We start from the raw sequence: 14,022 nt of genomic DNA, 5'->3' as shown, positions 1-14,022 counted from the left end.
CTTCTCAACTTCGAAGTGTTATGCGTAATGCTTTAATAAGCTTGGAATATCTAAAATCAACGCGATACCACCATCACTGGTGATCGTTGCTCCAGCCATACCCGGTGTGCCTTGCAGTAAATCATCAAGTGCTTTGATAACCACCTCTTCTTGGCCAATTAGACTATCAACGACAAAGCCGACTTGTTTCATACCGAGTTGAACTATAACTACATGCCCCAAACCATCTCGTTTTTGCTTACTTGGCGCACCGCCACGAATCAACCAATCCTGTAGATAAAATAACGGTATCGCTTTGTCTCTGACGATCACGGTTAATTGACCATCAACAACATTAGTTTTTCTTAAATCTAGGTGGAAAATTTCATTAACATTAGTCAAAGGCAGCGCAAATGTTTGCTTGCCCACCAAGACCATCAAGGTTGGTAAAATGGCTAGGGTCAAGGGCACTTTGATCTCTAGTCGAGTACCTGTGCCTAGATTTGAATCAATATGAATAGCCCCATTTAACTGGGTTATACTGGTTTTCACCACATCCATGCCCACGCCACGACCAGAAATATCAGATATTTCGACTTTGGTTGAGAAACCCGGAGCAAAAATCAGGTTGTAGGCTTCGGTATTAGACATTCTGGCGGCAGTATCCGGATCAAGAATACCTTTATTAATGGCGATATTTTTTAACTTTTCAGCATCCATGCCCGCACCATCATCCTGAATAACTAACAGAATATGGTCACCTTCTTGCGATGCTGACAAGACGATTTGGCCAAGACGAGGCTTGCCATTTTGCTCACGCACATCAGGCATTTCAATACCATGGTCAACCGCATTTCGCACTAAGTGAACTAACGGGTCGGCCAAGGCCTCTACTAAGTTTTTATCTAAATCGGTATCTTCACCTTCAAGGGTTAGGTTGATTTCTTTTTTCAAGGTTCGCGCTAAATCACGAACCACTCGAGGGAATCGACCAAACACTTTTTTGATGGGCTGCATGCGGGTTTTCATTACCCCACCTTGCAGATCGGCAGTCACGACATCTAAATTCGCAACCGCTTTAGCCATGGCTTCGTCAGAACTATTAATGCCTAAGCTCACTAAGCGATTTCGCACTAATACCAACTCGCCGACCATATTCATGATTTCGTCTAAGGTTCGCGTATCCACACGTACCGTCGATTCAGCTTGCGCGGGGGCTGGCGCTCTACCGGCCGCGGCTTTTTCAACCGGTGCTTTTGCTGCGGCTGGAGCTGGTGCAGGGGGTGGTGTAACAGGAGTAACAGCTTTAGGCTCAGACACAGGGGCTGGCGGCGTGGGTGCTGCTGGCTTAACTTCCGCAACCGTTGGGCTCTTGCCACTGCCATGTAATTCATCGAGCAAGCGCTCAAATTCATCATCGTCTATCAAGCCATCATCGGCCGCAGGTGCTGGGCTAACCGCTTTGTGTTGCCCCTTACCATGAAGTTCATCGAGTAAAGACTCAAACTCATCATCGGTAATATCACCCGAGCTGACTGCCGGAGCTGGAGCTGCTGCGGCAGTAGGGCTTTTGGCTCCGTGCAACTCATCAAGTAAGCGCTCAAATTCATCTTCTGTAATTTCATCGATGCCCGATTCAACTGAACTTTCTGGCTCGCTAACAGCCGCAGGTTCAATGACAGGAGCAGGTTCAGGAGCGACAACTGGAGCAACAGGCTCTTCAGGAGCAGGCTCAGCACCAGCAGGAAGACTTAATTTATGCAGCGCATGGATTATTTCAGGAGGAGCAGGAGTCAGGGGCTCACGAGCTTGGACTTGAGCAAACATTTCATTAATGCTATCCAAGGCTTGTAGTATAACATCCATTAATTCAGAATCGACTGCTCGTCCACCGTTACGTAACGTGTCAAACACGTTTTCTGCACCATGACAGCAATCAACCAACTCGGTAAGAGAAAGGAAGCCCGCGCCCCCTTTTACGGTGTGGAATCCACGAAAAATCGCATTTAACAGGTTGCTATCATCAGGTTGCTTTTCCAAATCAACCAGCTGCTCAGATAGTAGCTCCAATATTTCGGCTGCTTCTACTAAAAAGTCCTGTAAAATGTCTTCATCGACCTCAAAGCCCATGCGCTACTCCTAGAATCCTAAACTCGATAACAAGTCGTCTACGTCATCTTGACCCGAAACCACATCATCCCTTGTTTCTGGGTTCATAATGGGGCCTTCAGCCTCAATTCCAGATGAACGAGGGGCTTCGGCTTGTTCTTGTTTTGGTTTGCGTTCAATTTCACCAAACATCGTTAGCATTTCGACTAACTTAACTTCCACTTCTTGTACTAGCGCTATTACCCGCCGAATCATTTGACCCGTTAAGTCTTGGAAGTCTTGGGCCATTAGAATTTCGGTTAACAACTGCCTCAACTTATCGGCATCTTGTTCCGAATCCTTAAGGATCTTGTCAAGTTTGTGACACAGCTCCTTAAACTCAACCAACTCTATCTCGCGGTTCATCAAACTATTCCAACCGGGTAGAACTTGTTGAATATTCTCATTTAATCTATCAGCAAGGGGCAAACTCTCATCCACGGCATCCATGGTTCGATTCGCCGCCTTGTCTGTCATTTCGATAACATAGCTGAGCCTGTCTTTCGCATCAGGGATTTCACTATTCGCCAATTCCGATAACCGGTTGTCATTTTGAAACTCAACCAAAGAGTTATGCAATTGACGAGTCAACAGGCCCACTTGTTCAAACAAATCACTGTTAGTAGGATCAGACAACGCACCAGAAATCAAAGAATTTGCTTGCTCAACCTCGCCAAGCTCCAGTAGTTCCACTAAATGCCGTGCTTGCTCAAGCGAAAGCAAAGCTCCGTTGGTGTCTGTCATCACGCCTCCTTATTGAAGCCGTTCAAAAATTTTATCGAGCTTCTCTTTTAAGGTTGCTGCAGTAAAAGGCTTAACGATATAGCCATTAACACCAGCTTGAGCAGCTTCAATGATCTGTTCACGCTTAGCTTCTGCGGTTACCATTAACACAGGCAAATGACGTAGGTTTTCGTCTTTGCGAACCTCTTTTAATAGGTCGATACCTTGCATTCCCGGCATATTCCAGTCAGTAACTAGAAATTCAAAGTCGCCATTTTTAAGCATCGGCAGTGCAGTACTACCATCATCTGCTTCATGGGTATTATTGAAGCCAAGATCGCGTAATAGGTTTTTGATTATTCTTCGCATCGTTGAGAAATCATCAACGATTAGAATTTTCATATTTTTATCCAACTTAATCTCCTTAAATGGCAGTTGGTTTGAACTCAACTCTTTGTGCTGAAATGTTATTTAGGCAACTAAAACCAGTATAGTTACATTTATGCCACAGTGACATGCTATCTTTGCCAATCAGTCATTCTCCCCTTAAGACGGTGGATGGCTTGACTGTGAATTTGGCTGACGCGCGATTCACTGACATCTAACACTTCACCAATTTCGCGTAAATTTAGCTCTTCATCATAATATAAAGATAATACAAGGGCTTCGCGTTCGGGTAAGGATTTTATACAAGTTGCGAGGTGATGCTGAAATTTTTCTTCATAAACACCATCAAGTGGTGAATTATCGAGCAATTCAACCGCTCCTACGCTGTCTTGTCCTGCTCCCAAGTCTTCTATGCCGATTAATTTGCCGCTGTTTACTTCACGTAGCATGGTGTGATACTCATCAAGAGACACCCCTAACCTAGCGGCAATATCGGCGTCTTTGGCGTCAATGCCTAACTCTTTTTCAACTTGATCTATCGCCTGAGCGATCATTCGGCTGTTTTTATGAACGCTACGAGGGACCCAATCTCCACGGCGCATTTCGTCTAACATCGCGCCGCGAATACGAATGCCTGCGAAGGTTTCAAAGCTAGCTCCTTTACTAGCGTCAAAGTTCTTACTGGCTTCAAGTAAACCAATCAAGCCAGCTTGAGTTAAATCTTCTACCAACACGCTAGCAGGTAAACGTGCAAGTAGGTGATGCGCAATCCGTTGCACTAGAGGTCCATAACGTTCAACCAGTTCATTCGGCTGAACTTGACTGGTGTAAGCGTGGACTTTATTCACTTATCTTCTCTCTGCTTTCGGCGCTACTATCTAATAGCTTCTCAATGAAAAACTCTAGGTGGCCACCGGGCTGATTGGGCACAGGCCATGTCACCGCTTTACTCGATAACGCTCTAAAGGCTAACGATGAAGGCGACTTTGGAAACGCTTCTACGACGAGCTTTTGCTTCCGTACCGATTGACGAACGTTGTTGTCAAAAGGAATACAAGCAACTAATTCAAGGGCAGTATCTAAAAATCTATCCGTCACACGCGTTAGTTTAGAAAATAGCTCCTGTCCTTCGCGTAAGCTACGTACCATGTTCGCTACAATTTTGAAATGAAATACGCCGTATTGGGTACTGAGTAACTTGATCAAGGCGTAGGCATCGGTGATTGAGGTTGGCTCATCACACACCACTACCACAATATCTTGCGCGGCACGGGCAAAACTAAGCACCATGTCTGAAATACCGGCTGCGGTATCAACCAACAGCACATCGATGGGAGTTTGCAGTTCACTAAACGCACGGATCAAACCTGCATGCTCGGCTGGGGTTAGCTCCACCATCGACTTAGTTCCGGAGGTAGCAGGGATAATTTTCATCCCTTGCGGCGCATCTATGATGACTTCGTCTAAGGTACATTCTCCGGATAAAACATGGGAAAGGTTTTTGGTGACACGCAAGCCAAGTAACACGTCGACATTGGCCAAACCTAAGTCAGCGTCTAATACCAAAACACGTTTTCCTTGAGCTGCCAGTGATGCGGCCAAGTTTAAGGTCACATTGGTTTTACCCACACCGCCTTTACCGCCGGTCACAGTGATCACTTTTACTTTATTATTTTTCATCATTCGCAGCCCACTCGCCTGATCAGTTAACATGGTTTTATTCATAATACTCCGAGGTGTGGCAGTCATCTGCTTCGCTATACCATTGATGTTGGTCTTTTGCCATTTCTTGTTCCATTAAACGCAAGGCACTGGATACCATGTATTTTGCGTTTGCAATTTTTATATCTTCGGGCACCCGTTGGCCATCCGTTATATATGAGATAGGTAAAGCATGTTTAATTGTAACACTTAGTATTTCCCCCAGACTCAAACTTTCATCTAGTTTCGTGAGAATACAACCAGATAACGGAATTTTTCTAAAATGTTCGATGGCTTCTTGTACAACTCGACGCTGCGATGTCGCTGGGATCACTAAAAAGCTACGGATCCTAACGCGAGAGTTTTTCATTAAGGTTTCTAATTGCTCTGAAAGCCTAACGTCTCGCTGTCCCATACCAGCGGTATCAATCAGCACTAAACGCTTAGTGCGCATTTGATACAAGATTTCTGAAAGCTCATCGGCATCTTTAGCAACGCGCACCGCACAGCCTAATATTTTACCGTAAGTGGCTAGCTGCTCGTGGGCCCCTATTCGATAGGTATCGGTGGTAATCAGACCGACTTGCTCAGCACCATGCTCCATCGCGAAACGCGCCGCTAGTTTGGCAATCGTCGTCGTTTTACCAACGCCAGTCGGACCAAGTAATGCCACCGCGCCGCCCAGTTTTAAAATTTCGTTTTCACCAATGGCGACTTGGTCTTCAAGCAGCTGGGACAAATACTGCTGCGCTTCATATGGTGTACAGCTTTCTGGAATACAGCTCGCTAATTGATCGGCAATATCATCCGAAAAGCCTGACTTATTGAGCCATTTAATTAACATAGCGCGAACCGGCTCTTTACGCTCGAGCTCCTGCCACATTAACCCTGAAACTTGATGCTCCAATAACTTGCGCAGCGAGGCCATTTCTTCACGCATGGCTTCTAACACTTTGTCATCTTTACTAACATGACTCGTGGGTGTGGCTCGCGCTCGAGTAGGCGCGGCTTTAGGTTTCGGTGCTTGCCAATTTTCTTGTTCCATTAACGTCGCTGGCTGATTGGCCTTACGCACGGGCGTTGGCTTACCTTGTTTAGCCAGTAAGGCTGATAAGGAATCCGCTAAGTGTTGACCCGATTTCGCATTAATGGTTTTTGCTTGTTGCTGAGCGGCTTGCGTCGTCGGCTGGGCTGCGCTACGAGCGCGATTTGATAATACAACGCTGTCTTCTTTTAAGTCGCTATGGCTCTTAGCCGCAGGTTTCACTTCAGATGCCGCTTGATAATCAACGGCCGCAACGATTTCAATGCCACCGGTGACTTTTTTATTTGACATAATGACGGCATCTGGCCCTAAGATTTCTTTCACCTCAGCCAGCGCAGCACGCATATCTTTTGCAAAAAAACGTTTAATTTTCATACTGCTGTCTCCTGTCGGTTATTGCCCGACAGAGTTAACTATTCTAATTTGCTTATCTTCCGGTACTTCTTGATAACTCAGTACCTGTAAGCTAGGAATGGTATTTTTAACAAACTTAGCCAAGGTTGTTCGCAACACGCCCGACGTTAGCAAAACAGCAGGTTGACCTGCAAGCTCTTGCTGTTGAGAGGCTTCAAATAATGCGTTCTGGATCCGCTCTGCGAGCCCTGGCTCAATACCTGCCCCATCGCTACCACCTGCCTGTATCGAGTTATGCAAAATTTGCTCCAACTCTGGCGAAAGCGTAATAACTGGGATTTCTGACTCGGCTCCGACAATATTTTGACTGATCATGCGTTTTAGTGCGATACGACATGCAGCGGTTAATACCTCTGCATCTTGGCTCTTCACGCCATAATCCGACAATGTTTGCACTATAGTCCGGATATCCCTGATCGGCACCCCTTCATTTAGTAAGCTTTGTAATACTTTGACCACAACCCCGAGCGGTAAAATATCCGGCACTAGCCCTTCTACTAGTTTAGGATGACTTTTGGCTAGTAAGTCGAGAAGATTTTGCACTTCTTCATGACCGAGTAATTGCGCGGCGTGATTTGTCAGTAACTGACTGAGGTGCGTGGCGACGACCGTCGCAGCATCAACCACGGTATAACCCATGGCTTGAGCATGTTCACGCTGACTTGGTGAAATCCATAAGGCGTCCAATTGGAACGCGGGCTCAATAGTGGGGGTTCCCTCTACTGTACCAAACACTTGCCCAGGATTTATCGCCATTTCCTTGTCATGAAACACTTCGGCTTGACCACTGGTCACACCCATTAACGAAATACTGTAATAGCTAGGTGGTAAGTCTAAGTTGTCGCGAATATGTACAGGTGGCACTAAAAAACCAAGCTCTTGCGATAACTTTTTCCGCACCCCTTTGATCCGCTCAAGTAATTCACCACCTTGGCTTTTATCAACCAAAGGAATAAGGCGATAGCCTACTTCAAGGCCAATGGTATCAACTGGTTGTACATCATCCCAGCCCAGCTCCTTGGTCTGCACCGCGGGATTGCTATTGGCTATATTTTTCTCGGATTCTGCCAGCGCTGTAGCCGCTTGCGATTTTTGCTTCTTCATTATCCAATAGGTGCCACCAGCAGCACATAAGCCCAAGGATAAAAATGCAAAATGAGGCATGCCGGGCACCAACCCCATTACAATTAAAATACCGGAAGTAATCATCAAGGCTTTAGGATTACTAAACATTTGCCCTATCACCTGCTCACCCATATCCTCAGAGCGGTTTTCACGGGTTACGGTGATAGCAGCAGCAATCGATAATAACAGTGATGGAATTTGCGCAACCAAGCCATCACCTATGGTTAATAAGGTATATATTTCCGCAGCGTCTCTAAAGCTCAAACCATGTTGCGCCATGCCTATGATGAAGCCGCCGATGATATTAATAAACAAGATCAATATACCGGCAATTGCATCCCCTTTTACGAACTTACTTGCACCGTCCATGGAGCCGTAAAAGTCTGCTTCACGGGTTACTTCTTCACGTCTTAATCTTGCTTGTTCTTGATCTATCATGCCGGCATTTAAATCGGCATCAATCGCCATTTGTTTACCCGGCATCGCATCTAAGGTAAACCGTGCACTTACTTCAGAAATACGCCCAGCACCCTTAGTGACAACCACGAAGTTAATGATCATTAAGATCAAAAATACAATTAAACCTACCGCATAGTTGCCGCCGATGACTACCGAGCCAAAGGCCGCAATCACATTACCCGCGGCGTCTCCTCCTTGATGGCCTTCAAGTAATACCACGCGCGTTGATGCCACGTTAAGTGCTAAACGTAATAAGGTTGCAATCAGCAACACGGCGGGGAATGAAGCGAAATCTAACGGGCGTTTGGTGTAGATAGCCACCAACAGCACAACCAAAGCAAGGGCAATATTAAACGAAAACAGGATGTCGAGTAAGAAGGCAGGCATAGGCAATACAACCATGCCAAGGGTAGCAAGCACCATGACAGGCGCACCAACCCCTTTGATCAGTTTATCTCGTTGTTGCCAGAAGCCGGCTAAATTGGACTTTAAATTCATTCACATAATTCGACAAAAAAATGACGCTTTAACCCTATGCAATAACCGCGCCTATTGCAATACGCCGTCACGCAAAGTTAGCGGAGCAATCAACGAAACTTGGTCAGCGGTCAAATAATTAGATCAGGCTAGCAATTGAGGCTAGTAATTAAAGCCTTCAGGCATATCAAATTCTTTAGGCAATGCTGTCGGTCGTTTACCGCGTCCTTTACGGTATTGCTCTAATTGGAATATATAAGCCAGAATTTGCGCAACGGCAACAAACAGCTCATGGGGGATTTCTTGTTCCAGTTCCGTGGTGTGGTATATAGCGCGACAAAGCTGCGGCGAGCTCATGACGGGCACTTCATATTCACGGGCGATTTCACGAATTTTCAAGGCTATTTGATCCACCCCTTTAGCAACCACTCGCGGTGCGCCGCCATTGGCAGGATCATATTTTAGCGCAACCGAGAAATGGGTTGGGTTAGTAACAATAACATCGGCGTTAGGCACCTCTCCCATCATACGACGCTGCGCTGCTTCCATTTGTAAACGGCGAATGCGTCCTTTTACTTCAGGTTTACCCTCTTGATCTTTATGCTCGTCCTTCACTTCTTGCTTGGTCATTTTAAGTTGCTCTTTGTGATGCCAAAGTTGATAAGGCACATCAACAACCACGATCACTAATAAGGAAACGCATAAAATCAAGAACATCCAAAGCAACATATCCAATGCAGCTTCAACACTCGAGCCTAAGGGGGTTGAACTGAGTACCAAGATATCAGCAAAGCTATAAGTTAAAATGCCCCAAACACCACAGCCTACCACGCTCACTTTTAAGATAGACTTCAGTAATTCAATCCAACCTTGGCTGCCAAACATGCGTTTAAAGCCTGCAAGGGGGCTCATTTTGCTTAGTTTAGGCAACATTACTTCACTGCTGTAATTTATACCACCAATCGCAATCGTGCCCACCACACCGGCAAGAAATAACGCCACTAGAATAGCTAATGTAGGTAAGATCATTTCGCCAATGCCGTTAGCAAACACCACCATCATCTGACCAGGATCAAACACCACGTCACGCTCAAACGTAAAGGCTTTTGTCATCATGGTCACAAAGGCATGGCCAAGGTGGTCACCTAACATCATCAAAGCAAAAGCAGCCATGATTAAAATAGCCGCCGTGCCAAGCTCTTTAGAGCGCACCACTTGCCCTTTATTGCGGGCGTCACTGAGTTTTTTCCCCGTGGGGTCTTCGGTTTTTTCTTGGCCGTCAGCTTCTGCCATTTAAATTCTCCTGGCGTGCTGTAAAAACTAAGGCTTGCACTAGGTTAAGGTCTGCAAGCGCCATTGAGCAAATCACACATGAGCTCTGCACCTCGCTGCCAATGGCCATCAAAATGCAGTACCACGTTGCCGATAGTGAGCCACAAAATAAATAGACCAAACAACATGCTGATTGAGAAACCTAAGGTAAAAATATTCAGCTGTGGTGCGGCTCGCGTCATAATACCAAAGGAAAAGTTCACTAATAGCATAGCCACAATCGAAGACATAGACATAGCCAGTGCTGCGGTAAACATCACCCCCAGCCAACCAGCAAGCTTTTCATATTGCAACGGGGCTAACCCCTGCATCGAAATCGGTAACGTGGTAAAGCTTTCCACTATCATGTAAATCATCACCAGATGCCCATCCACGGCAAAAAACAGCAAGGTAACCAGCATCAAATAAAATTGACCAACCACAGGGGATGTTTGGCCATTTAAGGGATCGGCCATGGATGCAAACCCTAAACTGGTCTGCATGGCAATTATCTGGCCTGCAATAACAAACGTTTGCATCACAAACACAGAGACAGTGCCCACCGCTGTACCGATTAAAATCTGCTGCAATACAATTAAAAAGCTTTCCCCCGAAAACAAAGGAATTGGAGGCGGATCAGGTAATACAGGCACCACCATAAAGGTAATGGCAAGTGACAACAGTAAACGGATACGTTTTGGCGTGGTTTTCGCGCCAATCCCCGTCATTACCATTAACATGGCAGAAATTCGGCACAGAGCCCAGAGGTAACTGGACAGCCAAGTGATCACAATATCCGCAGGGTAGCTCATCAGCCAATAACGCTTGGGATTTGTTCAATCATGGTATAGAAAAATTCCATCAGCATTCTAAACCCCCAGTGGGCACCAAACATCAATGCCAAAATAGTGATAATCAAACGAGGTAAAAAGCTTAAGGTCTGCTCGTTAATGGATGTAGCAGCTTGAAACACCGCCACCACTAACCCGACAATCAGGCTGGGGATAATACAGGCAGAGACCAGAATAAGCACCAGCCACAAGGCATGCTTAAAAATATCAACAAAGACTTCAGGTGACATATTCGCTCCTTAGTCTGATCACAGACCAAAACTGCTGGCTAAGCTACCTATGATTAAATTCCAACCATCAACCAACACAAACAGCATCAGCTTAAATGGTAGCGACACTATCATTGGCGACAGCATCATCATACCCATGGCCATCAAGATACTGGCAACAACCAAGTCAATGATCAAAAAGGGAATAAAGATCATAAAACCGATTTGAAATGCAGTTTTGAGCTCACTGGTGACAAAAGCTGGTATCAGCACATGAATAGGCACTTCTTGCGGAGAAGCCACTTGAATGTCGGCCATTTCAACAAACGTTTGTAAGTCGGTGACTCGGGTTTGCGCTAGCATAAAATCTTTGAGTGGGCCTTGGCCCTTATTGATGGCTTCGGCAAAGGGAATGTCTTCCGCGAGATACGGTTGAATAGCTTGATCATTAACCCTTTCAAAAACCGGCGCCATAATGAAAAAAGTCATAAACAAGGTAATACCAATGATGACCTGATTCGAGGGAGTTTGCTGTAATCCCAGCGCTTGGCGCAAAATACTCATCACAATCACAATCCGAGTGAAGGACGTCATCATGATAACCATGGCGGGTAAAAAGCTTAATGCCGTCATCAAGCCTAACACTTGCAAGGTTAAGCTGTATTCTTGCGCCCCATCAGGCCCAGTCGTCACCGTTATCGCAGGTAATCCGGTTTGCGCCGCCACAGGCTGACACAAAAACAACAAAACCAGCCAAGCAAAAAACCAATTATTCTTTCTTTTCATCTTTTTTTATTACCTTGGCTAATTGCTCAGCAAAAGCCCCAGCCAAGGGCACAGTTTGTGTTGGCTGAGGTTGTAGTGGCTGTTCCAGCTTATCTATCAGATTAATTTGCTGTGCGGTTGCCGCCAATAAATACTGCTGCTCGCCTAACTGCACCACCATGAGTTTTTCTTTTCTACCTAGCGGCGTAGTGGCAATCACTTTTATGCCATTTTGGCCAAAGTAGCGGCTAAGCTTGGTTTGATGAAATAACCAAGCGAGCCCCACAATTAACAGTAAAACAAACACTAACACCGAAAGGACAGACAAAAAGTCTAAATTGGGCGGCTGCGTAGGCGGCTGCGCTGCCGACCAAGTCGGCAGTGAGATCAGTAAAGCGAAAAACGCCAATCCATGTTTCATTATTTGAGTTTCTTAATCCGCTCGGTCTGGCTAATAACGTCTGTTAGGCGAATACCAAATTTATCGTTCACAACAACCACTTCGCCATGTGCAATCAAGGTGCCATTAACCAGTACGTCAAGCGGCTCACCGGCGACACGATCAAGTTCGACAACCGAGCCTTGGTTTAACTGCAATAAGTTACGAATGCTGATATGGCTGCGCCCTACTTCCATCGAGATGGTCACGGGAATATCCATGATCGCATCTAAACGGCGCTTTTCTTCCGAAGAAATAGACGGGCTATCGTCACTGTCAAATTGCTCTAGCTCAGCAGGTTGTGCCGCTTCTGCCTCTTCAAGTGCAGCAGCCCACTCGTCAGCCATTTGTTGATCATCACTCATCAATTTCGTCCTCTAATACTTCTAAACTAGCTACGTCACTGTTGATGCGCTTGCCTTGTCGAGTCACTAACTCTAATTCGGTTTTAACCGAATCTGGGCGCTTCAATTTCTCAGTGATCTTCACTGCATAATTCTCTTTAGTTCGACCCATCTTACCGCGATAAGTCGGTAAATCTTCGATAAATACGGTCATGGCATCAGGCATATCAACCGGAATAATATCACCCGGTTTCAACTCCATGATTTGCCGTAAACTGAGCTCGGTTTCCAATAATCGAGTGCTAAGCTCAACAGGCACGTCCATAATTTCGTCTTTAAGCGCTTTACTCCAACGAAAATCGGTATCTTCCTTATCACTTTGGACACCCGCATCCAGTAATTCACGGATCGGCTCAAGCATGGAGTAAGGCATCGCGATATGAAAATCGCCGCCACCGCCATCAAGTTCAATATGAAAAGAGTTAACCACTATCACTTCAGTAGGACTCACAATGTTAGCCATTGCCGGGTTAACTTCAGAATCAAGGTATTCAAATTCGGCATCCATCACCGGCGCCCAAGCATCATGGTAATCTTCAAATACAATTTTAAGTAGCATTTGAATAATGCGGCGCTCGGTAGGGGTAAACTCACGGCCTTCTATCTTAGCGTGATAGCGGCCATCACCGCCAAAGAAGTTCTCCACTAAGATAAACACCAAGCGTGCTTCCATGGTGATCAAACCGGTTCCCTTGAGCGGGCGAAAACGCACCATGTTTAGACTGGTCGGTACAAACAGCGTATGTACATATTCGCCAAACTTAAGCATTTGCACACCATTGATGGAAACCTCAGCGGTTCGTCGCATCATGTTGAACAAACTGATCCTTAGATGACGAGCAAAGCGTTCGTTAACCAACTCAAGGGTTGGCATCCGACCGCGAACAATACGATCTTGAGAGGAGAAGTCATAATGCACCGCATTGCTATTATCAACGGGGGAGTCGTCATCTTCCTCGACATCATCAACCCCGTGAAGTAGCGCATCAATTTCGTCTTGTGATAAAAGATCGCTCATTATTAATCCATTACACCTTCAGTGGACTACTGTAAAACAAAGCCGGTAAATAACACGGCCTCAACTACGGGGACTGATGCCACCTCGTTCATGGCTTTTTGTACAGCTTGTAATGACTTTTTACGCAACTCGGTTTTGCCGACTTCGGTGCGCAGTTCATCTTCGGTTGCCGAGCTGAACACACTTAACAGGGTTCCCTCAATCAAGGGCAAATGGGCTTTGGCATGATTTTCGTTATCAGCCCCTCGCACCATAAGCTGTACCTTTATTTGCACTAAACGATCGCGTACATCGCCTGCAACATTAAACACAAATGGCCTTGGCATACCCACATAAATGGCCTTTTGGGTTGAAGTGTCAATCTGAGGGGCCGCTGCGGTTTCAGCCGCTGCGGTTGGCTCTGGCTCATCTGAGCCCATCAGGAAAAATGCAGCACCGCCACCACCAGCCAGTAAAACCACAACCGCTACAATGATAATAATGAGTTTACTTTTACCGCCTTTGGTTTCGTTTAACTCTAAATTCTCATTTTCTGCTTCAGCCATGACATCATCCGTAAATAAATTG

Annotated in this window: 15 protein-coding genes; all 15 read right to left on the bottom strand. The window is 45.8% G+C overall.

What is annotated here, in order from left to right:
- Window positions 1-18: 18 nt before the first annotated feature.
- Window positions 19-2,109, bottom strand: coding sequence for a chemotaxis protein CheA (locus tag ACK8OT_RS00475; RefSeq protein ID WP_410194544.1), 2,091 nt, complete (start codon window positions 2,107-2,109; stop codon window positions 19-21).
- A gap of 9 nt (window positions 2,110-2,118) precedes the next feature.
- Window positions 2,119-2,871 carry a protein phosphatase CheZ gene (locus ACK8OT_RS00470; protein WP_410194543.1) on the bottom strand — a complete coding sequence of 251 codons (753 nt, stop codon included), beginning with the start codon at window positions 2,869-2,871 and terminating at the stop codon, window positions 2,119-2,121.
- A 9-nt stretch (window positions 2,872-2,880) separates the two neighbouring features.
- On the bottom strand, window positions 2,881-3,264 hold the full coding sequence (gene cheY / locus ACK8OT_RS00465) for a chemotaxis response regulator CheY (protein ID WP_233071410.1): 384 nt from the start codon (window positions 3,262-3,264) through the stop codon (window positions 2,881-2,883).
- 104 nt (window positions 3,265-3,368) lie between these two features.
- On the bottom strand, window positions 3,369-4,085 hold the full coding sequence (locus ACK8OT_RS00460) for an RNA polymerase sigma factor FliA (protein WP_410194542.1): 717 nt from the start codon (window positions 4,083-4,085) through the stop codon (window positions 3,369-3,371).
- The gene (locus ACK8OT_RS00455; protein WP_410194857.1) at window positions 4,078-4,950 is read right to left on the bottom strand and encodes a MinD/ParA family ATP-binding protein; all 873 of its coding nucleotides are present in this window, start codon (window positions 4,948-4,950) and stop codon (window positions 4,078-4,080) included. The genes ACK8OT_RS00460 and ACK8OT_RS00455 overlap by 8 nt, the downstream gene beginning before the upstream one ends.
- 4 nt (window positions 4,951-4,954) lie before the next feature.
- On the bottom strand, window positions 4,955-6,358 hold the full coding sequence (gene flhF, locus ACK8OT_RS00450; protein WP_410194541.1) for a flagellar biosynthesis GTPase FlhF: 1,404 nt from the start codon (window positions 6,356-6,358) through the stop codon (window positions 4,955-4,957).
- 18 nt (window positions 6,359-6,376) lie between these two features.
- Window positions 6,377-8,479, bottom strand: a complete 2,103-nt coding sequence (gene flhA, locus ACK8OT_RS00445; RefSeq protein WP_410194540.1) for a flagellar biosynthesis protein FlhA — start codon at window positions 8,477-8,479, stop codon at window positions 6,377-6,379.
- Between the two features lie 141 nt (window positions 8,480-8,620).
- Window positions 8,621-9,751 carry a flagellar biosynthesis protein FlhB gene (gene flhB / locus ACK8OT_RS00440; protein ID WP_410194539.1) on the bottom strand — a complete coding sequence of 377 codons (1,131 nt, stop codon included), beginning with the start codon at window positions 9,749-9,751 and terminating at the stop codon, window positions 8,621-8,623.
- 44 nt (window positions 9,752-9,795) lie between these two features.
- Window positions 9,796-10,581 (bottom strand): flagellar biosynthetic protein FliR, encoded by a 786-nt coding sequence (gene fliR / locus ACK8OT_RS00435; RefSeq protein ID WP_410194538.1) that lies wholly within the window; start codon window positions 10,579-10,581, stop codon window positions 9,796-9,798.
- Complete coding sequence (gene fliQ / locus ACK8OT_RS00430) at window positions 10,581-10,850, bottom strand: flagellar biosynthesis protein FliQ (RefSeq protein ID WP_410194537.1); 270 nt, start codon at window positions 10,848-10,850, stop codon at window positions 10,581-10,583. Before fliQ ends, fliR begins: the two co-directional genes overlap by 1 nt.
- Window positions 10,851-10,868: 18 nt before the next feature.
- The gene (gene fliP / locus ACK8OT_RS00425) at window positions 10,869-11,615 is read right to left on the bottom strand and encodes a flagellar type III secretion system pore protein FliP (protein ID WP_410194536.1); all 747 of its coding nucleotides are present in this window, start codon (window positions 11,613-11,615) and stop codon (window positions 10,869-10,871) included.
- A complete protein-coding gene (gene fliO / locus ACK8OT_RS00420) occupies window positions 11,599-12,015 on the bottom strand; it encodes a flagellar biosynthetic protein FliO (RefSeq protein ID WP_410194535.1) in 417 nt (138 codons plus the stop codon). Before fliO ends, fliP begins: the two co-directional genes overlap by 17 nt.
- A complete protein-coding gene (fliN, locus tag ACK8OT_RS00415) occupies window positions 12,015-12,398 on the bottom strand; it encodes a flagellar motor switch protein FliN (RefSeq protein ID WP_410194534.1) in 384 nt (127 codons plus the stop codon). The genes fliO and fliN overlap by 1 nt, the downstream gene beginning before the upstream one ends.
- Window positions 12,391-13,455 carry a flagellar motor switch protein FliM gene (gene fliM / locus ACK8OT_RS00410; protein ID WP_410194533.1) on the bottom strand — a complete coding sequence of 355 codons (1,065 nt, stop codon included), beginning with the start codon at window positions 13,453-13,455 and terminating at the stop codon, window positions 12,391-12,393. Before fliM ends, fliN begins: the two co-directional genes overlap by 8 nt.
- A 26-nt stretch (window positions 13,456-13,481) precedes the next feature.
- Window positions 13,482-14,000, bottom strand: a complete 519-nt coding sequence (gene fliL / locus ACK8OT_RS00405; RefSeq protein WP_410194532.1) for a flagellar basal body-associated protein FliL — start codon at window positions 13,998-14,000, stop codon at window positions 13,482-13,484.
- Between the last annotated feature and the right edge of the window lie 22 nt (window positions 14,001-14,022).

This window comes from Motilimonas thetidivivens, assembly GCF_046452435.1.
Classification (GTDB): domain Bacteria; phylum Pseudomonadota; class Gammaproteobacteria; order Enterobacterales; family CBDFNC01; genus Motilimonas.
Note: the sequence above shows the minus strand (reverse complement) of the source record. Positions and strands in the feature narration are given on the sequence as shown.